This window comes from Gordonia alkaliphila (assembly GCF_023017165.1).
GTDB classification, from domain to species: Bacteria; Actinomycetota; Actinomycetes; order Mycobacteriales; family Mycobacteriaceae; genus Gordonia; species Gordonia alkaliphila.
Window position 1 is genome coordinate 1,538,271 of sequence record NZ_JALKBW010000001.1, and the last position, 18,760, is coordinate 1,557,030.

Below are 18,760 nucleotides of genomic sequence, written 5' to 3' on the forward strand. Positions count from 1 at the left end.
TGCGGTTGGTGATCTGGAACACACAGTAGATGCTACGTGGTTGCAGTCACGTTGCAACCGTGGCGATTAGGTTCCCACCTGCAACGACGCGCCGGGTCAGCCGAGTCCGAGGCGACGATCCAGCAGCCGTAGACGGCCGGTGGCCACGGCCCGTTCGGCACCGCCCGCCGGGAGGGCCTGCGCCAGGGCCTGCCAGGCCTCGGTGTCGTCGCGGCCGTGCGGCGACGACGTCCACGCGGTCAGCACCGCCGGATCGCCGGTGGTCACCACGCGCGAGCGGAGGTCTTCGCGCAGGTCTTCGAAGAGTTCGACGACGCCGGGCGCCGTCGACTCGGCCAGCAGCCCGCCGCGGCCGAGTGCGGTGATCGCCTCGGCGAGTGCGCCGCGGGCGAGGAGTTCGCGGACGGTGCCGTAGTCGGACTGCAGGTCGACGGTGAGCCGGTAGGGGCGGGCGGCGATCAGGTCGCCGAGGTCGCGCCGCAGCCGGGAGATCTCCGCGCGCACGGTCACCGCGCCGAGATCGCCGTCGGACAGCAGCATGGCCAGTTGCTCGGTGCCCAGGCCTTCCGGATGGGTGCTGAGCAGCAGCAGGATCTCCGCGTGTCGCGGCGAGAGTGGCACGTGGAGTCCGGTCGCCGGGGTCCAGGTGGGAGCGGTGAGCACGGTGAGTCGGTTGCCGGCCGTCTCGGGAACGACGGTGGCGGTGGTCGTGGACGGGCGCATGGCTGCTCGGGCCAGGTCGACGGCGCCGTTCGGCAGGGTGGGCCGTCCGGCGAACCGTAGCTCGCGTTCCACGGCGGCCACCACCGATCGCACCGCCGCGAGTGCGAACGGGGCGGCGGCCGCGGAGCCGCCGGTCACGTCGATCACGCCGAGGAGTTCGCCGGTCAGCGGGTCGTGCACGGGGGCGGCGGCGCAGTTCCAGTCCTGCACTGAGCTGGCGAAGTGTTCCGGGCCGAGGATCTGCACGCCGCGGCCCAACGACAGGGCCAGGCCGGGGGCGTTGGTGCCGACCGCGTCCTCGCTCCACAGCGAGCCTTCGACGAAGTTGATGGCGGCGGCGCGGTCGCGTGCGGCGCTGTCTCCCTCGATCCAGAGCAGCCGCCCCTCGCTGTCGGCGAGGGCCACCACCACGCCGGAGTCGGCGATGTCGTCGAGCATCAGGGACTGCACCAGTTCGCGGATCGCGGTGAGCCGATGCGTCTTGCGGTACTCCTCGAAGTCGGTCGGGGTGAGTATGGAGGCGGTCGGCTCGGCGTCGACGGGGTCGATGCCGCGTTGCACGGAGCGAAGCCACGAGTCGGCCACCATGGTGCGGACGGCTTCGGCCGGCGGTTCACCGGAGGCGAGGAGCTGTTCGTAGGCACGGCGGATGTGCGACATCGCGGCTTCTGCCATGGCGCCTCCGGTTGCGGCCCGCGGCGACCTGCGCGGGCGATTCGGTTCAACTCGACCTTGAGCTATACCTTCGATTCTGCATTCAGAGTGTGACCTCGGCAATAATCGTGGTGCGACCTGGCCGAATCGGGCCGGGCGGAGCAGGCGGGACGGTAGGCCGGTGACGGCAGAAGAGAGCGCGCAGGTCTTCCGGCTCGCGTATGTTCCCGGCGTGATGCCGGCCAAGTGGGTGCGGGTGTTCGAGGAACGACGACCCGGCGTCTCCGTTGAGTTGGTGGACTGCCCGGCGGCCGACGTGGCCCGCCGGTTGCGCGCGGGTCTGGTCGACGCGGCATTGGCCCGCCCCGACGTCGGCGAGGTGGACGGACTGTCGGTGATCCGCCTGTACGACGAGGTGCCCGTCGCGGTGGTGCCCAAGGATCACGTGTTCACCGCGGTCGATGAGGTGGCGGTCGCCGATCTGGCGGGCGAGCAGTACCTGCTGCCCGACGACGATGTCCTGGGCTGGACCGGCAACCCCGGCACGGTGATCGAGCATCGCCCGGAGACTACAGCGGCCGCCGTGGAGTTGGTGGCCGCCGGGTTGGGCGTGCTGGTGGTGCCGATGTCTTTGGCGCGGCTGCATCATCGGCGCGACCTGACCTACCGCCCGCTGGCCGACGGAGCGGTGGCCTCCGTCGGACTGCTGTGGGTCGCCGCGGCGGGCGACGCACCGACGCCGGAACTGGTGGAGGAGTTCATCGGCGTCGTCCGCGGTCGTCGTCCCGGTTCGTCGCGCGGTCAGAGCGAACCCACGCCGAAGCGCTCGGCCAAGGAGAAGGCCGCGGCCCGGCGTGCGTCGTTGGAGGCCTCCGGCAAAGTGCCCCCGCGCCTGGCGAAGGGCGGCAAGTCGTCCGGCCGCTCGCAGGCCTCGAAAGGTCGACGCCGCACCGGCCGCTGACCGCCGTCACCGGTTGCGCTTGTCGAACCTCCACGCTGCCTGTCCCTCCAGTCCTGTTTCCTTCACTCTTGTTTAGCGGACGCTCAGTGTGGGTACACCCGAGTTTCACACAGGTGATTAACCGGAAGGCGGCGAAGACCATGGGAAGGCGCAGTAGCGGAATCATCGGCGTGATCGTCCTCATTTGGCTCGTGATCGGTGTGGTCGCGGCCGTGCAGCGCGATTACTTCAAGAGTTCGGACGCCAACTGCGCGACGGCCGGGACCATCGCGTTGACGATCGTCACCGGGCCGCTCAACTACGCCGGTGTCAACCCGAAGGTGGACGACTGCAACGTTCGAATCCCCGAACCGAGTGAATGACCGACAACAGACCTGAGGGTCGAGGTGAAAGGAAAAATCGATGATTCTTCTCGGAGTGATTCTTCTGATTCTGGGCTGGGTGTTCTCGCTCGCGATCCTGACGTATATCGGTGTCGCGCTGGTGGTCATCGGAGCGGTCCTGTGGATCGCGGGGGCGCTGGGCCGTCCCGTCGCTGGACGAAAAGTCTGGTTTTGACGGCCTGGCCGCAGGCTTGACCGCTCGCCGGGCAATGCCTCCATCGCGTCGTCGTTGCCCGTGAGTACCGTGCCACCCTTTCGATCGTGAAGGGTGGCACGGTCGTCGGAAGGGTCGGGCGCCGGCGGTGGATGTGTAGCCCCGGCATGGCTGCGTCATGATGGGGCAGTGAAGTCCTCGCGCTCGGCACCGTTGACCGGGATCCGTGCGTTGGCGGCCCTGGCGGTCTGCCTGACCCACGCCGCGTTCTGGACCGGGCGCTACACCGACGACCTCGAGGGCCGCTTCTTCGCGCGGTTCGAGATCGGGGTCGCGATCTTCTTCGTGCTGTCGGGCTTCCTGCTGTTCCGGCCGTGGGTGCGGGGGCTTCGACAAGCTCAACCGGCGGGACATACGCAGTCGGCGGGACGGGCGCAGGTGTCGGGCGACGCGGTGTTGCCGTCGACGAGTCGATACGCCTGGCACCGGTTTCGTCGAGTGGTGCCCGCGTACTGGATCACCGTGATCGCGGTGTATCTGATCTTCCTCGTGCGTGAAGACCCCGGCCAGACGGGCCACGGTTGGGGAAGCTTTCTCCGCAACATGACGTTCACGCAGGTCTATGGCTTCGGGCACCTGCGGACCGGACTGAGCCAGATGTGGAGCATGGCCGCCGAGATGGCCTTCTACGTGGTGCTGCCGCTGCTGGCCTGGCCGATCGCCGTGCTGGTCTGCAAGCGTCGTTGGCGCCCGGACCTGCTCCTGGTCAGTCTCGGCGTGCTCGCGCTGATCTCGCCGGTGTGGACCATCGCGGTGCACGGCATGCCCGACGCCGATCCGACCGCGCGCCTGTGGCCGCCCGCCTTCGCGAGCTGGTTCGTCGGCGGCATGGCCCTGGCGGTGTTGGTGGAGCTGGTGCGCCGGTGGGACTGGCGGGTGTCGGTGCCGATCGCCGTCGTCGCCTTCCTGGTCTCGGCGGGCGCGTTCGCCGGCGGGCCGACCATCATCCCCGACGAGGCCGGACAGACCATCGTCAAACACTTCCTCTATCTCGTGGTGGCCTTGGGGCTGATCGGACCGCTGGCCGTCGGGCTGGGGTCCGACGACGCCCCCGACCCCTGGCGTCGACTGCTCGGGTCGCGTCCGGTGGTGTGGTTCGGCGAGATCTCCTACGAGTTCTTCCTGGTCCACGTGATCGTGCTGGAGTTCGTGATGGGTTGGCTCGACTATCCGATCTTCACCGGCTCCACCGCGCTGGCCTTCCTGACCACGGTGGCGGTCGCGACGCCGATCGCGTGGCTGCTGCACCTGCTGGTGGCCACCCCCGACGCCCGCGCCCGTGCCCGGTTCTGGGCCCGCGACCGGAACTCGCGCATCGGTGCCGCGTCGGACGCGTCGGTAGGATGACTCCATGAACTCTGCAAGCGTGCCCGTGACCATGGCCGATCTGCGGCGATGGGCGCAGGAAGCGCGGTTGCCGGGGGATCCGCCGCCGCTGTCCGACGACGCCGCCCTCCTGATCGCCTCGGGGCACCTGTCGCCCGGTGGGCGCGCCCTGGTGGTGCGTCGGATGTCGATGGGCCTCCCGCTGCCGCGGCTGAGCGGGTCGTACGGCGAACTGCGACGACTGCAGCACGCGATCGGGCACCTCGAACAGCAACTCGCCACCGGGATGATCCCGAACGTGGTGGCGACCGTCCTCCGCACTCGCCTTTCCGGCATGACCCGTCGGCGCGAGGACGCGCGCCGCGTGGTGGTCGGCGGCAAGGGCGTCTTCGCCACCAGCACGCGCGCCATTCGTCGTGAACGCCGCGAGAACCTCTACCTGGAGATCGACGAGCGCGAAAAGCTCTTCACCGGTGTGCTCTACACCCCGGTCGCCAACCTGCCGGTCGGCGGTGGCGTGCGCCGAGCCGGGAGCGCCGCCGTGGATCGGATCGCCGGTTTCGTCGGCTCGCTCGCCGGTCGCAACGCCGCGCAGAACGTGGAGGAGTGGATCAACGAAGCCCTCGGCAGCGACGGGAAGCCGGCGCCGTCCGGCCGTGGCGGTGCCGACTTCAGCGATGGCTACGAGGCCTTGCAGTTCGTCGCCGGCCACTTCTACGACCGCATTCAGCACAGCCCTGCGTGGCGGTCGGACTTCTTCGAACTCCAGCGCTCGGCCGTGAACCTGCACGCCGAACTGGCCGAGATCGCCGCCGACGTCGTCACGCTGCGCACCCTGCGCGTCGATCTGGATCAGGCGCGGGCCAGCGGCGGCTACGACCGCGGTTTCGTCGAGCACCTGGATCAGCGCGAGGCCGCGCTGCGCCCGGTGTGGACCGAATTGCTCTCCCGCGTGCAGGCGCTCGTCGAGATCGCGCAGACCGTGGAATCGGCATCCGCGGAACTGCGGATCCTCGACGAGTACGACCGCACGTCGACCCTCGACGCCCGCATCGATCACCTCGTTGCGCGCTCCGGCGACCGCGAACTCTCGGCCGACAACACCCGCCGCCTCTCCGAGCAGGTGCGCGCCGGCGAGGAACAGCTGCGCATCTACCGGGACGTGCTGCAGGGCAACATCGCCCGCATCGCGCCGCACCAGGCGCCGATGGAACTGCCCGAACGCTACGAACCCGGCCCGTCGTAGCCGCGGTCGGCACCCGGGGCGTTCAGGCTTCGGGACGACCCCAGCTCGTGAGATAGCCCTTCTCCACGTCGGTGAGCCGCCGCAGGGTGTGCGCCTCGATGTCGACCACCGCCATCTGCGTGCTGGCCACGCAGGCCGGACGCGAGTCGAGCGCGGCCTCGGCGCCGCGGATCTCGTAACCGATGGTGAAGTCGACGGACCGATGTCCCTTGATCCACATGCCGATCGACAGCGGGCTGTCGTGATGCCGGAGCTGCGCCTGATAGCGGATCTCCACGTGCACGATCATCGCGCTCTTGATCAGCGGCGCGTACTCCTCGCCAGCGCTCAGCAGCCACTGGATGCGTGCTTCCTCCATCAGCGTCACCATGCGGGCGTGATTGATGTGGCCGAAGGCATCGGCGTCCGACCAGCGCACGGGGATGTGGGCGACGAAGGCGAACTGCGAGGCGGTGTCGGTCATGGGCGCAGTTTATGCCCCGTCGGATCGACGATTCTCAGGGAGAGATAAGTCTCGCTTTACCCCGCCGATACTTGCGGACGGTATCTTTGGCGACCATGCGCAAGCCGTCTCGTAGATTCGCCCTGACCGCCTTCACCACGGCTGCCCTGCTGGCTCCGATGATCGCGGCCGCGCCGGCCAAGGCGGCACCGAACGGGGCGCACGTGGTGGAGAAGAAGCAGCGCGGCATACACCGCACCGATCTCGAGATCAAGAGCGAAGCCATGAACGGCACCGTGCCGGTGACCGTGCTCTCGCCGGGCGGCGCGGCCCCCCGCGGCACCCTCTACATGCTCGACGGCGCCGACGCCGGTGAGAAGGTCAGCGACTGGATCACCAAGGGCGGGGCCGGCCAGTTCTTCGCCGGCCGCAACGTGAACGTCGTGCTCCCGGCCGGTGGCGCGGGCTCCTTCTATACCAACTGGATTCGCAAGGACGGCGAGCTCGGGAAGCCTCAGTGGGAGACCTTCCTGACCGAAGAACTGCCCAAGGTGATCGCCGCGCAGTTCGGCTCCAACGGCCGCAACGCGGTCATGGGCCTGTCGATGGGCGGTCAGTCGGCCTTTGCGCTGGCTTCCCGGCACCCGGAGCTGTACCGCGGCGTCGCCTCGCTGAGCGGTTGCCCGCCGGTGTCCGAGCCGGCCAACGAGGCGTACGTGCGGACCACCGTCGCCAAGGGCGGCGGCAATGCCGACAACATGTGGGGTCGCACCGGCAGCAAGCAGTGGAAGGCGCACGACCCGTCGCTGCGTCTGGAAGCTCTCCGCGGCAAGGCGCTGTTCCTCAGTGCCGGTTCCGGCGCCGTCGGACCGCTGGACCTCACCGCGAAGCGGGACCCGAAGGAGGGGCCGGCCGACGCGCAGATCGCCGCCGGATCGGCGCTCGAGGTGGGCGCGTACCGCTGCTCGCTGCAGTTCGCGACCCAGCTGTCGTCGGCGGGTATCAACTTCACGCCCGGCTTCCGACTGATCGGCACCCACAGCTGGGACTACTGGAAGCGCGACCTGCCCAACGCCTGGGCGACGCTGGGTCCGGCCATCGCCTGATCAGGCCTTCCAGGACCGCGCGAACGCCAGGAAGGCGTCGTTCTCGTCGGACACCGTGACGGTGACCCGGACGCCTTCGCCGGCGAACGGGCGCACCACCACGCCGGCCTCGATGGCCGCGGTCGCGAACGCCGCGGCGTCGTCGCCCAATGCCAGCCAGACGAAATTGGCCTGCGACTCGCTCACCGGGTACCCGAGGGCGCGCAGTTCGTCGCTCACCCGTGCCCGTTCGACGGCCACCGCGTCGGTGCGCGCCAACAACTGGTCCTGAGCGCCGAGCGCGGCGATCGCGGCCGCCTGCGCGAGGCTGTTGACCGAGAACGGCACGTGCACCTTGCTGAGGGCGGCCACCACTTCGGGGTCGGCGACGGCGTAACCGACGCGCAACCCGGCCAAGCCATACGCCTTCGAGAAGGTGCGCAGCACCACCAGGTTGGGGAACTCGCGGCGCAGGGCCAGAGCGTCGACGGCGTGCGCCGCATCGGGACGCACGTATTCGATGTAGGCCTCGTCGAGGGCGACGATGAGATCGCTCGGCACCCGCTGCAGGAAGGACCGCAGCGCCTCCGCCGACACGACGGTGCCGGTCGGGTTGTTCGGGTTGCACACGAAGATCAGGCGGGTGCGGTCGGTGACCGCCGCGGCCATCGCCTCGAGGTCGTGCACGGCGTCGCCGGTCAACGGCACCTGCACCGGCGTCGCGCCGGCCACCCGAGTGGCCAACGGATAGGTCTCGAAGCTGCGCCAGCCGAACAGCACCTCGTCGCCCGGCCCGCTGGTGATGGTGATCAGGTTCTGGCAGAGCGTCACCGAGCCGTCACCGGTCTGGATCTCGCTCGTCGTGACCCCCAGCTTCGCGGCCAGTGCCTCGGTGAGCGCCACTGCGCCGTTGTCCGGGTAGCGGTTGATCCCGGCGGCCGCGGCGGCGATGGCCTCCACTACAGCGGGCAGGGGCGGCTCGGTCACCTCGTTACTCGCGAGCTTCAGAGCTCCGGGGAAGGTCTTGCCCGGCACGTAGGCGGGCAGCGAGTCGAGATCGGGGCGGATGCGCAGCGTCACAAGTATTGAATGTAGGCCGTGGAACCGCGTCGATTCACGTCGGGTCCAGGCGATTTGCCTCTGCGTCGGGGCCGTGTGTAGTGTCTTGCAAGGCGAGCGAGTCCGGAAGGGCTTGAGACCAGGAGACGTGCCAGAGCGGCCGAATGGGACTCACTGCTAATGAGTTGTCTCTTGAAAAAGGGACCGGAGGTTCAAATCCTCTCGTCTCCGCTGACCGGGCTAGCCCGGACAACCGAATAGCGTCAGAGCAGGTCTACCTAGTACACTCGTTCTGCGTATACGCGCCCGTAGCTCAACGGATAGAGCATCTGACTACGGATCAGAAGGTTTGGGGTTCGAATCCCTACGGGCGCACCACAGAAACACCCCGCCACCTGCGCAAACAGGTGCGGGGTGTTTCTACTTCACGGAGTCGAGGCGACCGATGTCACCGAATAGTCACTGTTTTCGTCGACGTCAGTCCCTCTCGGAGGGTGTCGGGGCGAGCAGATCAAGGATGCCCGAGAGGTCCGGTGCGACCTGTGCCCGCTGCACGTAATGCCGAGTCGTGACCTCGGTGCCCGAGTGCCCGAGTTGCGCAGCCGCATCGGTCAGTGACGCCTCGCGCTCGACCGACGCGACCACCGATCAGCGCGGTGTGCCGAGGGCGTGTCACCTTCACTCGTCGGGGTGCGGTGTCATCGTGGCGTTCGCCTTGGTCGGGTAGCGGGTCGTCCACGGCACGATCGGTGAATCCTGCACCGGCCACGCGAAATAGCTCACCGTCGCCAGAACATCGTGCGCAAGCTGCCGCATCAACGCGAGGTGAGCGTTGCCGGCGTACTGCGGCACCCCGTTCTCGAATGGTGCCGCGCCCAGCCGCTCGAACTCGGCGACGATCGACAAGCCCTCACCGTGCCGCATCAGCGATTCGTAGAACCCGGCCAGGACGGCGTCGACGTGCGCGCCGCCGTCGTGGTCGGTCATGGCCCGCACGACAGCCCGCCGCGTGTAGCCAGTGCCGTCGTAGGAGAACAACGTCTCACCCGACCACCAGTCGGCGACTGGTCGCGCGGTGTACCGCTGCGCACGGGCCGCGCTCACGCGCACCGGCTCCGGCCCGTTGAGGTCCAGGTGCACGACAAAGAAGTCCATCCACCAGTCGGGACCGTGCCGATTGTGTTCGGTGCCGAGCATCAGCGCCTCGGGTCCGTTCATCCCGAGGTGTGTGAGCAGCGACGTCGCGTGCCAGTGTCGTGGAACAACACGCGCAGCGAGGTCGCGATGCGCAGCGCCTCGTCCTCGTGGCCCTGGTCGAACAGCCAGCAGGACCGCTTGAGGAAGCCGATGTGACTCGACAGCAGTCGCCGGAAACGGTCAGCGGCGTCCTCGCGCTCGGACACCGTGGTCACGACCGTTTCGGTGGCAGCTTGTACGCGTTCGCCGGGTCGTCGATCACACGCTCGGGCATCAGCACCTCGGTAATCCACATGACACCGTGTGCGTCGTGGCGGAACGCCTCAACGCGGCGCACTGGCCCGTCGGCATCGGGATCGTGGTCGTCGAGCGGCTGGTAGTCGCCGCTGAACGGGTCGAGTTCTTCGCGGTAGGGCACCTTGCGAGCGATAACGGTCAGGTACTCGCGATTCGTGTTCACGATCGGCCCAATGCCGGCGTCTGCCGCTCGGGTCTCGTCGACGTTCTCCCAGAACGGTTTCCGTTGACTCACGCACACATCGAGATACACGACCTCGTCGTCCACAGGTGCCGCGAACCGTGAGTGAATCGTCGCCGACGCCGCTGGCTCCGGCATCGGTGCCGATGGGGTTCCCCCGACGAACATCGCGGGCCGATACATGAACCGCAGGACATGCCGTACGCCCGGCGCAACCTCGCGACCGGTGAACCACTGCGGCAGGTAGCCGCTGACGTCGATGATTCGTGAGCCCTGTTCGGCTGCCCGCCCAAGGTTCTCGCGCACGACGTCGAGCTTGAACCCTGGTTCGCTCGTGTGCGGCCTGTCGTCGGCACCGTGCAAGCTGAGCTTGAGCGGAGTCGCGCCAACGCCGAGCGGCGACAGGTAGAACGACGTGCGGTGAGACCGGATATTCCACGCCCCACTCAGGATGCCCGTCACCCTGCTCTGCACGACGAACACGATGCCGATCTCGCCGTTCATACTCGTCGGCTCAGGTTCGGTCATTCGCTCGCCGCCTGCCCGAACAGCGATGCATCAGCCCGCGTCGACGCGTCACCGTCGACGTGCCCGTACACGCGAATCATCATCGTCAGACACCTCATGGCTGGCGACCCACCAGGCAGCGGCCCTCGCGCACCATGCACCGCAGCGCGTCGTAGTCCGACGTGCACATCCCCAGCAACGCGGCATGATCGGGCCAACTCCACTTCAACCATCGAGCAGCACACAGGCCTGTAACGCTCTCTGCGCCTGCGAGTTTCAACGCGGCGGCTGCCGACTGAATACTCGCGCCCGTTGTCCATGTGTCATCGACAACGAGGACGTGTTTACCGCGGACCGCACCCTGCCACTCGTCGGAGACCGCGAAGCGGTCTGCCCGTCGGACTCGCGTACACCCAGGGACGTAGCCGGGACCAAGGTCGAGCAGGAACCGCTGAACGGCAGCCGGGTCGACGACCTGTCTGACTGCGGTGGCGAGTTGCTGAACGGGATGATCGCCCTGGCGCCCGCGTGACGATGGAACGTATGTGACCGAGTCCCACAGGTGCCCCAGTTCCTGCCGAATGCAGTCACCGTGCAGAAGCGTGCCGATGTTGACTATCAGGCGTAGGTCGTCGACCGAGCGCTGCACAGGCGGCGTCGCCTTGTAGGTCTGCATCAGGTGCGCAGATTGGTGCAGGTACGGCCGGTTGTCGCCCTGTGCGTATGTGAGCATCAACGTGTGGTCGCACATGAGGCCATTGAGTTCGGCGCGCGCATTGCTGCATTGCCCGCATACGGCAGATCCAGCCGACGGTCCCCTGCAGACGTCGCACGTTCCCGCATGGCCGATCTCGTACACATTCCGCAGGAACCCGCCGACCCTGCCTTTGACAACCGCAGCCAGTGTGGCCGCAGTGGCCGCATCAACCAACGGACGCCAACAGTTCCGTGACCCGGTCGTCGAGCTCGACGATCTGCTCCACATGACGCAGCGCCTCGTCAGGTGTCCGAGCGACGTGCACGCCCGGCTGACCCACGAGCGCGGCTCCCCACGACGTCGCCAGCGCAACGGCCTCGCTCAGCACCACCGCACGACCATGCGCGACAGCCTCGCGAGCCTGAATCCGCGTGCCGCTGTGCTCGCCGGCCTCGGCGATCACGGTCGCGATGCCGTACGCGCTCATCACTGCGTTGCGCGCAGGAAAGGACCACTTGGTCGGCGCGAAGCCGGGAGCGAATTGCGACAGCAGCATTCCGCGCCGCCCGATCTCGGCCTGCAGGTCGCGGTTCGATCGCGGGTAGAAGTAGTCCAGGCCGTTCCCAAGAACCGCGACCGTCCGGCCCCCCGCACGCAGCGCGGCGGTGTGGGCAGCGGTGTCGATGCCCTCGGCGAGTCCGGCGACGACGGTCAGTTGGTAGTCGGTGAGTAACTGTGCGACTCGCTCGGCAAACTGCAGCCCGCGAGCACTCGCTCGACGCGAGCCGACTACCGATACCGCGCGATCAGCGGCGACGACCTCGCCCTGTGTGAACAGCAGCGGAGGCATCTGTCGAACCGATCGGACCTGCTCGGGGTAGCTGGCATCGAACAGCGTGTGCAACGTGAACGGCCCGGCCTCCCACTCGCGCAGAGTGTGGCGCGCCTCGGCGAGCAGCTTCTCGGCGTCGGCGTTGTCGAACAGACCGGTCGGGTAGTGCTGCTCCCACACGGTCAGGGCATCGCCGGCCTCGATGACCTCGGCAGTGAGCTCGGGGTAGGAGAGGCCATCGGGCCGCGACTGAACGAGGGCCACGAGGGCGACCCGTTGTTCGTCTGCGTAATCGGCACCCACCGGGCCACCTCCTGTCAGTTTCTCGCTGTTTCTGGCATGTTCTCATCCGCCACTGACAGACAGGTTACGACAGCAGCGGTCCGTCTCGGGAGTTGACGGGCGATCAGCGAGTTTCGACCCCGGTCACCGAATAGTCACCGTTTTCGGTGGATATCACCGGGTATCTCAGTCTATCGACGTGCCGCTCGAAATGGTCGTCGCCGCTGCTGAGCGCATCTCCCGAGCACTATCGAGATAGACCCCGATAGCCGCGATTTCTAGCAGAAGGTTTGAGGTTCGAATCCCTACGGGCGCACTGAGAAAGGCCCCTCACCAGCACAATGGTGAGGGGCTTTCTTCATGTCCGCCGTTCGGCCCACCGCTAACCCGCCCGAAATGAATCGCGTCGCGGTGCGATCTCACGGTGGGGGCGCGTTCGTCCTTCTCTCGACCGGCACAATGGAAGCCATGACCCGGCCATCCCGTGCTCCGCGGACCGCGCCGCCCTATCGGCAGCCGGTCGCGCGGGGGCAGAGCTATCCGCCGCTCGGCTTCACCGCCGACGGTGCGCCGCAGTATCAGTACCAGCCGCCCACCCCGGCCGCGGCGCCGACCGTCACCCCGCCGCCGGTGGAACCGCCGACCCCGGTGGCGAGCCCGCCGAAGCCCCCGCAGGACCCGAAGAAGCGCATGCTCGGCGGTCTCGCCGCGGTGCTGGTCTTCGTCCTGGCTCTGGCCGCCGCGCTCACCTTCTTCTCCCGCGACGACGACAACCAGTTCGCCCAGCGCTCGGTGCCGCCGGCGACCCAGCCGCTCGACGACCCCTACCTCGACGACCTCGAGGATCCCGGGCCCTCGGTCGACCCGAACGCGCCGAGCACGCCGCGGAGGACCACTCCGGGCGCGCCCGGAGCGATGGCGCCGACCGTGTACGAGGTGACCACGGAGTCGCCCACCGCCGTGGTGTTCCTCAGCCGCGGACGGATGACGGTGGGCGACGCGCCCGGCGGGCCGTGGGTCCAGTCCACCGTCACCTACGACGGTCAGGCGCGCATCACGCTGCTCGTCCCGGAGGGCGAAGCGGCGTCGTGCCGGATCACGATCGACGGCGAGGAAGTGGCGACCGGGCAGATCGAGGCGTCGACGAGCGTTCGCCTGCTCACGTGTGAGAGCGGATAGGGGTTACCGTAGAGCCGTGTCTCCTCGTGAATCGTCGAACGACGTCAAGGCCATGCACACGTGGCGCGCGGTGTACGCGGACAGCCTGGAGCAGGTCCGCATGAACATCAACGGCCGCCGTATCCGCGCCTACGGGCGGATCATCAGCGCGGCTGCCGACGACCACGAGGCGTTCTCGGTGTCGTACGAGTTCGTCACCAACGACAACGGAAGTACGCGCCGACTCTCGGTCCGCATGCTCAAGGCGAGCGGGGAGAGCGCGCTCGACATCAGCCGTGACATGGACGGCCGCTGGATGGTGCAGACCCCGGACAGCATCGTGCGCAGCGACTTCGCCGGCGCCGACACCGTCGACCTGTGGCACTCGCCGTTCCTCAAGTCCGCGGTGATCCGTCGCCACGGCCTGCTCGGCGGTCAGGCCGCGATCGACGTTCCGGTGGTGGAGCTGAGCCTGCCGGAGTTCAGCGTCGACCTCATCGAGAAGTCGTACACCTTTGATCGGGTGGGATCCGCCGAGGGCGCGGTCACCATGAGCTCAGCGCGCGGATCGTGGGACATGACGGTCGACGAGTTCGGCCTGATCACCAGCTTCTCCGGGATCGCCGACCGGCTCTGACCCCGGACGGGATTCAGTTCCCGTCGACGGGCAGCCAGGTGCGGCCCAGGTGGGCTTGGCGTCGCAGTTCGGCGGCCCAGCCGTCCGCGCCGATCGTCACCTCGGTGATCGGCACCTGCGCGGCGGCGACCTCCTCGTAACGACGACGGGCCCGATGGCCGTCGGCCACCAGCACCTCCACGCTGCCGTGGTCGCGCAGCTGATCGCGCGCGGCGACGAGGCGGTCGATGGTCTCGCTGAGCGTGTTCAACAGGGCCATCGCGTTGCCCTCGAGCATGGCGCGCTGCAGTTCCGGCGCGGTCCCGGCCACCCGGGTGCCGTCGCGGAAGCTGCCCGCGGCCAAGCGCAACGCCAGACCGCTCTCCCCGGCGCCCACCGCGGCGGTGACGGCCGCGGTGAGGTGCGGGTTGTGCGAGATCGCGGCCACGGCGCGGTCGTGCGCGTCGTCGGCGGCGGGCACCACCACGGCGCCCGCCCGGTGCGCCAGCTCCGCCACGGCCCGCCAGTCCGTCGGATCGACGTCGTCGGGCGTGGACACCATCCACATAGCGCCGACGAACAGATCCGGATCGGTGGCCGCCCACCCCGAATGCGCGGTGCCCGCCATCGGATGGCCGCCGACGTACCGGGCGCCCGGATGGCCGGCGGCCACCACGGCCGCCACCTCGGTCTTCACGCTGACGACATCGGTCAACAGGCACGACGGCGCGTGCTCGGCGACGGCGGCGACCATGGCCGCCAACGCGGGCACCGGGGTGGCCAGCACGACGATCGCGTCCTCGTCGGCGGCGCGCGCCAGCACGGCGGACAGGTCTCCGGTGGCGTCGTATCCGGCGGCGGTCGCCTCGGTCACCGTCGGCGTCGATCGGTTGTATCCGTAGGCACGATGGCCGTCGTCGGCGAGTCGGCGGAGCAGGGAACCGCCGATCAGTCCGAGACCGAGAATGCAGACCGGGCGCGCAGTGGAAGAAGACACCTGATCAGCGTGGCACATGCGGACCGAACGGACTTGGGAGAGTGTGCGAAAGCGGCTACCGTGGCCAGCATGGCTGCCGCTGGAACGAACGATTCCGATCCCGATATCGAGGGTTATGCGGTGGCGGTGGTCCGCGAGGACGCCGGCTGGAAGGTCACCCCGCTGAACTCCAGCGCGCTGGACAGCCTCGAGGACGCCGAACTCCAGCTGCGCGAATTGCGCGCTGCCGGAGCGGTTTTCGGGCTCTTGAACGTCGACGACGAGTTCTTCGTGGTGGTACGCCCCGCGCCCAACGGCGCCGGCCTGCTGCTCTCGGACGCGACCGCGGCCCTCGATTACGACGTCGCCGAGGACGTGCTGGATCGGCTGCACGTGGATGTGCCCGACCTGGACCCCGACGAGGTGGACGACGTGGATCCGTGGGAGGAGGGCGACCTCGCGGTGCTCGCCGACCTCGGGCTGCCCGACGGTGTCATGAGCATCATCGTCGGCGACAACGACCTGTACGCCGACGAACAGCTCGGCATGATCGCCGCGCGCCTGGGCTTCGGCGACGAACTGGCGCAGGTGCTCGACACGCTCGGGATCTGACCCGGTGGTGCCGGAGACCGCGCTGACGCAGATCCGGGCGGCGCTGTCGGCCGCCGCGGACACGCCCGCCGACGACGTCCCGATCGGGGCCGTGGTGTTCGGTCCGGACGGCCGCGAACTGGCCCGGGCCACCAATCGACGCGAGGCCGACGGCGACCCCACCGCGCACGCCGAGATCCTCGCGCTGCGCGCCGCGGCGAAGCTCCACGGCGACGGCTGGCGGCTGGAGGGCTGCACGCTCGCAGTGACCGTGGAACCGTGCGCCATGTGCGCCGGCGCCATCGGACTGGCCCGCGTCTCCTCGGTGGTCTTCGGCGCGTGGGAACCCAAGACCGGCGCCGTGGGCTCGCTCTGGGATCTGCTGCGTGATCAGCGTCTGCTGCACCGCCCGCAGGTGCGCGGCGGTGTGCTCGCCGACGAGTGCGGCGGTCTGGTCAGGGATTTCTTCGCGGCTCGGCGGGGAACGTCGGACTGACGATAAAATCGCCGGCAAGCAGCGCATTCCGCGCGTCAGTTGCCGACGAAGGGAAGTCCCATGTCCGATCCGATGGACAAGATCAACGAGATCATCGACACCGCCCGGGAGAAGGTCACCGGCCTGGCCGACTCCGAGCAGGTGCATTCGGTGATCGAGACCGCCAAGACCAAGCTGAACGAGTTGGCGTCGAACGAGCAGGTGCAGGGCGCGGTCAACACTGCTCAGGACAAGCTCAGCGAACTGCTCGCCAACGAGCAGGTGCAGGGCGCCATCAATACCGCCACCGAGAAGGCCACCGAGCTGAAGGACCGCCTCACCGGCGGAGATTCGGCTCAAAAGTAGGACTGACCAGGCGATTTCACCTCACCGTGGTGCTCAGGTAAAGTCTTCCGCGGTGGCGTGTCCGAGCGGCCGAAGGTGCAGCACTCGAAATGCTGTGTACGGTGACCCCGTACCGTGGGTTCAAATCCCACCGCCACCGCCAAGGCCCCCATCTGCAGCGCAGATGGGGGCCTTCCCCATTCCCGGGGTTGGACCGTGCTTACCATTCGGCGGCACTCTGCCGTCTGGTGCAGTCACCTGGTAACTGCACCAGACGGCAGCGCTGTCTGCGGGGTCGATCGAGGTGAACAGAACCGCCCCGGGAGACCCGGTGCAGACCTTGATTCGAAGGAAGCGTCGCTCGCTGGTTCGGAATTACGCGCAGGGTGCAGCGGCGCCGGAAATGTCCTCGCCCGTGAAGTACCGAGCGTGAGTGCGCTGCAGGCTCTCGATGGAACGGCTGGTCAGGGCTGCGATCTCGACGTCAGAATCTTGGCGCTCGCCTTCCAGCATCAGGCGGTAGTCCATGGCCTCGCGCGACGTGGCGAAGCTACGGATCGCACGCTGGCGAGTGCGTCTGTTGAACTGGATCACATACGACGGCACGCTTCACTCCTCTGCATTTGTCGCTGGGGGTTGGATCTCCAGCTTACGCTGGAAATCTTCCATCCGGTTGGCCAGCTCAGCGATCTTCGTAGCAACTCGGTCGGTGTGGAGCTCCATCGCACGATCGACGCCGTCGCCGATGTCGAGGAGTTCCTGTAGGGCGTTCTCCAGCGCCGCCAACGACGCCGACTCGGCGTGGAGGTACTCGACGATCTCTTGAACGGATGGGTCTTCGTGATCCTCGCCATACCGGATCTGGCGGCCCACAGTGTCGGCGAGCTGTTCGTAGGCGTTTGCCCAAGCGTTCTGCCCCCGGGTGCGGATCTGAACTTCGACCCTGCCCGCGGGGAGGCGTAGCCAGACATGAACGGCGCGATATCCGCTGTGGGGCGACTCGCGAAGGTCCTTGACCTTCCCTGCGGCTCCGGCAAAGTGGTGCACGATTTCGTGAGCGAAGGCGGTCTGTTGCCTGAGCGAGAAGTCGCCGTCGACGCGTACGCCCGCAAGGTCCTGAACTTGGTTCAAGGTCATCCAGTCCTCGCGGACGAGCTTCTGCTTCAGTGTGTCAAAGGTTTTCGCTCGGGCTGCGATATCGAAGTCGTCGGTGGCCAGGGATTCCCACGGATGGGTGAAAGTGCTTGCGGCAATATCGGCGCACAGGTCGGAATGCCACTCCATGACATCGCTGTACGACGGGCCGTCTTGCAGGCGGTCGCGACTCATCCAGGAGTGCTTTGCCTAGCTTGGCGAGCTTCGTACCCGACCACGGTGCCTTCTCGAACGGGTCCATCGCGCACTCGTTGTTGGGTCAGTGTTCGGTGGAGAACCGGGCGCGACGGCGGTGCAGTGAGCGGGCGGACTCGACGAGCCGGTCGATCAGGTCGGGGTAGGCGACGCCGGTGGCCTCCCACATCTTCGGGAACATCGACGCCGGGGTGAAGCCGGGGATCGTGTTCACCTCGTTCAGCAGCCAGCCGCGGCCGGGCTCCTCGTAGAAGAAGTCGACGCGGGCCATGCCGGTGCAGCGCAGGGCGGTGAAGGCGCGGGCCGCCAGCTCGCGGACCTCGGCGGCTGCCTCGTCGGACACCGCGGCCGGAATCACCAGTTCGGCGCTGCCGGTGACGTACTTGTCCTCGTAGTCGTAGAAGTCGCTGCCCGGCACGATCTCGCCGGGCACCGTGGTCTCCGGAAGTCCGTTGCCCACCACGCCGACCTCGATCTCGCGGCCAGTCACCGACTCTTCGATCACCACGACGTCGTCGTAGCGCAGCGCCTCGGTGATGGCGGCGTCGAGCTCGGCGGCCGACGCGGCGCGCGAGACGCCCACCGAGGAGCCCATGTTGGCGGGCTTCACGAACAGCGGCAGCCCGAGCTCGTCGATGGCGCGCGCGGCGATCGCGGCGGGATCGTCGACCTCGTTCCGGAGCGTGATCCAGCGGCACTGCGGGATGTCGGCGCGGGCGGCGACCTCCTTGGCCATGCCCTTGTCCATGCACAGCGCCGACGACAGCACGCCGCAGCCCACATACGGGACCTTGAACAGCTCGAGCATGCCCTGGATGGTGCCGTCCTCGCCGTGCGGGCCGTGCAGCAGCGGCAGCACCACTGTCTCCTGCTCGCCGGGGCCGGTCAGGACCGCGACCGGGTCGACGAGCGGGCCGTCGATCGGAAGGCTGTTGCCGAGGTCGTCGCCGGCCTCGAGGGCGGCCGCGGCGAAGTCGTTGCGGTGCCAGCTGCCGTTCTTGGCGATGCCGACGGGCACCAGCGTGTACTTGCTGCGATCGGCTGCGGCCAGGACGTGGGCCGCGGTGACCCGCGAGACGTCGTGCTCGGCGGAGGCTCCGCCGTAGAGGACCACCAGCCGCAAAAGGGGAGTAGGCATGGGTGCCAGGATACGTGGCGACGAG

Annotated in this window: 23 protein-coding genes and 3 tRNA genes; 14 read left to right on the plus strand and 12 right to left on the minus strand. The window is 68.1% G+C overall.

The genetic code is table 11. From position 1 onward, the window contains the following. Positions 1-96 precede the first annotated feature (96 nt). Positions 97-1,398, minus strand: coding sequence for a helix-turn-helix domain-containing protein (locus tag MUG78_RS06810; protein WP_246993445.1), 1,302 nt, complete (start codon positions 1,396-1,398; stop codon positions 97-99). 214 nt (positions 1,399-1,612) lie between these two features. On the opposite strand from MUG78_RS06810, the gene MUG78_RS06815 reads away from it, so the two are divergent. From MUG78_RS06815 to MUG78_RS06835, 5 genes are all read left to right on the plus strand, one after another. Next, positions 1,613-2,338, plus strand: coding sequence for a LysR family transcriptional regulator substrate-binding protein (locus MUG78_RS06815; protein ID WP_246996891.1), 726 nt, complete (start codon positions 1,613-1,615; stop codon positions 2,336-2,338). A gap of 140 nt (positions 2,339-2,478) precedes the next feature. Further along, complete coding sequence (locus tag MUG78_RS06820; protein ID WP_246993447.1) at positions 2,479-2,700, plus strand: hypothetical protein; 222 nt, start codon at positions 2,479-2,481, stop codon at positions 2,698-2,700. Between the two features lie 40 nt (positions 2,701-2,740). Further along, entirely contained in the window at positions 2,741-2,896 is a 156-nt protein-coding gene (locus MUG78_RS06825; RefSeq protein ID WP_246993449.1) for a hypothetical protein, read from the plus strand. Between the two features lie 168 nt (positions 2,897-3,064). Continuing rightward, on the plus strand, positions 3,065-4,282 hold the full coding sequence (locus MUG78_RS06830) for an acyltransferase family protein (RefSeq protein WP_246993451.1): 1,218 nt from the start codon (positions 3,065-3,067) through the stop codon (positions 4,280-4,282). A gap of 4 nt (positions 4,283-4,286) precedes the next feature. After that, positions 4,287-5,507, plus strand: coding sequence for an AAA family ATPase (locus MUG78_RS06835; RefSeq protein WP_246993453.1), 1,221 nt, complete (start codon positions 4,287-4,289; stop codon positions 5,505-5,507). 22 nt (positions 5,508-5,529) lie between these two features. Here MUG78_RS06835 and MUG78_RS06840 read toward each other — a convergent pair whose 3' ends face one another. Beyond that, on the minus strand, positions 5,530-5,970 hold the full coding sequence (locus tag MUG78_RS06840; RefSeq protein ID WP_246993455.1) for an acyl-CoA thioesterase: 441 nt from the start codon (positions 5,968-5,970) through the stop codon (positions 5,530-5,532). 95 nt (positions 5,971-6,065) lie between these two features. Between MUG78_RS06840 and MUG78_RS06845 the strand changes: the two genes are divergently transcribed. After that, positions 6,066-7,055 (plus strand): alpha/beta hydrolase, encoded by a 990-nt coding sequence (locus MUG78_RS06845; RefSeq protein ID WP_246993457.1) that lies wholly within the window; start codon positions 6,066-6,068, stop codon positions 7,053-7,055. Here MUG78_RS06845 and hisC read toward each other — a convergent pair whose 3' ends face one another. Beyond that, positions 7,056-8,114 (minus strand): histidinol-phosphate transaminase, encoded by a 1,059-nt coding sequence (gene hisC / locus MUG78_RS06850; protein ID WP_246993459.1) that lies wholly within the window; start codon positions 8,112-8,114, stop codon positions 7,056-7,058. Between the two features lie 121 nt (positions 8,115-8,235). Here hisC and MUG78_RS06855 point away from each other — a divergent pair. Together MUG78_RS06855 and MUG78_RS06860 are read left to right on the plus strand one after the other, a co-directional pair. Next, a tRNA-Ser gene (locus MUG78_RS06855) sits at positions 8,236-8,324 on the plus strand. A gap of 71 nt (positions 8,325-8,395) precedes the next feature. Then, positions 8,396-8,471 (plus strand) — tRNA-Arg (locus MUG78_RS06860). 300 nt (positions 8,472-8,771) lie between these two features. Here MUG78_RS06860 and MUG78_RS06865 read toward each other — a convergent pair. The 5 genes from MUG78_RS06865 to MUG78_RS06885 all read right to left on the minus strand — a co-directional run bounded on the left by MUG78_RS06865 (position 8,772) and on the right by MUG78_RS06885 (position 12,107). Beyond that, on the minus strand, positions 8,772-9,311 hold the full coding sequence (locus MUG78_RS06865) for a hypothetical protein (RefSeq protein WP_246993461.1): 540 nt from the start codon (positions 9,309-9,311) through the stop codon (positions 8,772-8,774). Then, complete coding sequence (locus MUG78_RS06870) at positions 9,308-9,505, minus strand: hypothetical protein (RefSeq protein ID WP_246993463.1); 198 nt, start codon at positions 9,503-9,505, stop codon at positions 9,308-9,310. Before MUG78_RS06870 ends, MUG78_RS06865 begins: the two co-directional genes overlap by 4 nt. Then, positions 9,502-10,296 (minus strand): hypothetical protein, encoded by a 795-nt coding sequence (locus MUG78_RS06875; RefSeq protein ID WP_246993465.1) that lies wholly within the window; start codon positions 10,294-10,296, stop codon positions 9,502-9,504. Before MUG78_RS06875 ends, MUG78_RS06870 begins: the two co-directional genes overlap by 4 nt. Positions 10,297-10,390: 94 nt before the next feature. Continuing rightward, on the minus strand, positions 10,391-11,134 hold the full coding sequence (locus MUG78_RS06880; RefSeq protein WP_246993467.1) for a phosphoribosyltransferase: 744 nt from the start codon (positions 11,132-11,134) through the stop codon (positions 10,391-10,393). A 64-nt stretch (positions 11,135-11,198) separates the two neighbouring features. Beyond that, positions 11,199-12,107: a DNA-processing protein DprA gene (locus tag MUG78_RS06885; protein ID WP_246993468.1), complete on the minus strand. Its 909-nt coding sequence runs from the start codon at positions 12,105-12,107 to the stop codon at positions 11,199-11,201. Positions 12,108-12,554: 447 nt separating this feature from the next. Between MUG78_RS06885 and MUG78_RS06890 the strand changes: the two genes are divergently transcribed. Next, the gene (locus MUG78_RS06890; protein ID WP_246993471.1) at positions 12,555-13,265 is read left to right on the plus strand and encodes a hypothetical protein; all 711 of its coding nucleotides are present in this window, start codon (positions 12,555-12,557) and stop codon (positions 13,263-13,265) included. A 16-nt stretch (positions 13,266-13,281) separates the two neighbouring features. Then, positions 13,282-13,881, plus strand: coding sequence for a putative glycolipid-binding domain-containing protein (locus MUG78_RS06895; protein ID WP_246993474.1), 600 nt, complete (start codon positions 13,282-13,284; stop codon positions 13,879-13,881). 13 nt (positions 13,882-13,894) lie between these two features. Here MUG78_RS06895 and MUG78_RS06900 read toward each other — a convergent pair whose 3' ends face one another. After that, positions 13,895-14,875, minus strand: coding sequence for a prephenate dehydrogenase (locus MUG78_RS06900; RefSeq protein WP_246993476.1), 981 nt, complete (start codon positions 14,873-14,875; stop codon positions 13,895-13,897). A 51-nt stretch (positions 14,876-14,926) separates the two neighbouring features. Between MUG78_RS06900 and MUG78_RS06905 the strand changes: the two genes are divergently transcribed. From MUG78_RS06905 to MUG78_RS06920, 4 genes are all read left to right on the plus strand, one after another. Beyond that, positions 14,927-15,448 carry a tRNA adenosine deaminase-associated protein gene (locus MUG78_RS06905; RefSeq protein ID WP_246993478.1) on the plus strand — a complete coding sequence of 174 codons (522 nt, stop codon included), beginning with the start codon at positions 14,927-14,929 and terminating at the stop codon, positions 15,446-15,448. A gap of 4 nt (positions 15,449-15,452) precedes the next feature. After that, positions 15,453-15,923, plus strand: a complete 471-nt coding sequence (locus MUG78_RS06910) for a nucleoside deaminase (RefSeq protein ID WP_246993480.1) — start codon at positions 15,453-15,455, stop codon at positions 15,921-15,923. Between the two features lie 60 nt (positions 15,924-15,983). Then, positions 15,984-16,268, plus strand: a complete 285-nt coding sequence (locus MUG78_RS06915; RefSeq protein WP_246993482.1) for a hypothetical protein — start codon at positions 15,984-15,986, stop codon at positions 16,266-16,268. Between the two features lie 51 nt (positions 16,269-16,319). Next, positions 16,320-16,410, plus strand: a tRNA-Ser gene (locus MUG78_RS06920). Between the two features lie 212 nt (positions 16,411-16,622). Here MUG78_RS06920 and MUG78_RS06925 read toward each other — a convergent pair. From MUG78_RS06925 to MUG78_RS06935, 3 genes are all read right to left on the minus strand, one after another. Beyond that, positions 16,623-16,853, minus strand: coding sequence for a hypothetical protein (locus tag MUG78_RS06925; RefSeq protein ID WP_246993484.1), 231 nt, complete (start codon positions 16,851-16,853; stop codon positions 16,623-16,625). 3 nt (positions 16,854-16,856) lie between these two features. Continuing rightward, the gene (locus tag MUG78_RS06930; protein WP_246993486.1) at positions 16,857-17,576 is read right to left on the minus strand and encodes a RelA/SpoT-related domain-containing protein; all 720 of its coding nucleotides are present in this window, start codon (positions 17,574-17,576) and stop codon (positions 16,857-16,859) included. Between the two features lie 85 nt (positions 17,577-17,661). After that, positions 17,662-18,735: a D-alanine--D-alanine ligase family protein gene (locus MUG78_RS06935; RefSeq protein WP_246993488.1), complete on the minus strand. Its 1,074-nt coding sequence runs from the start codon at positions 18,733-18,735 to the stop codon at positions 17,662-17,664. Between the last annotated feature and the right edge of the window lie 25 nt (positions 18,736-18,760).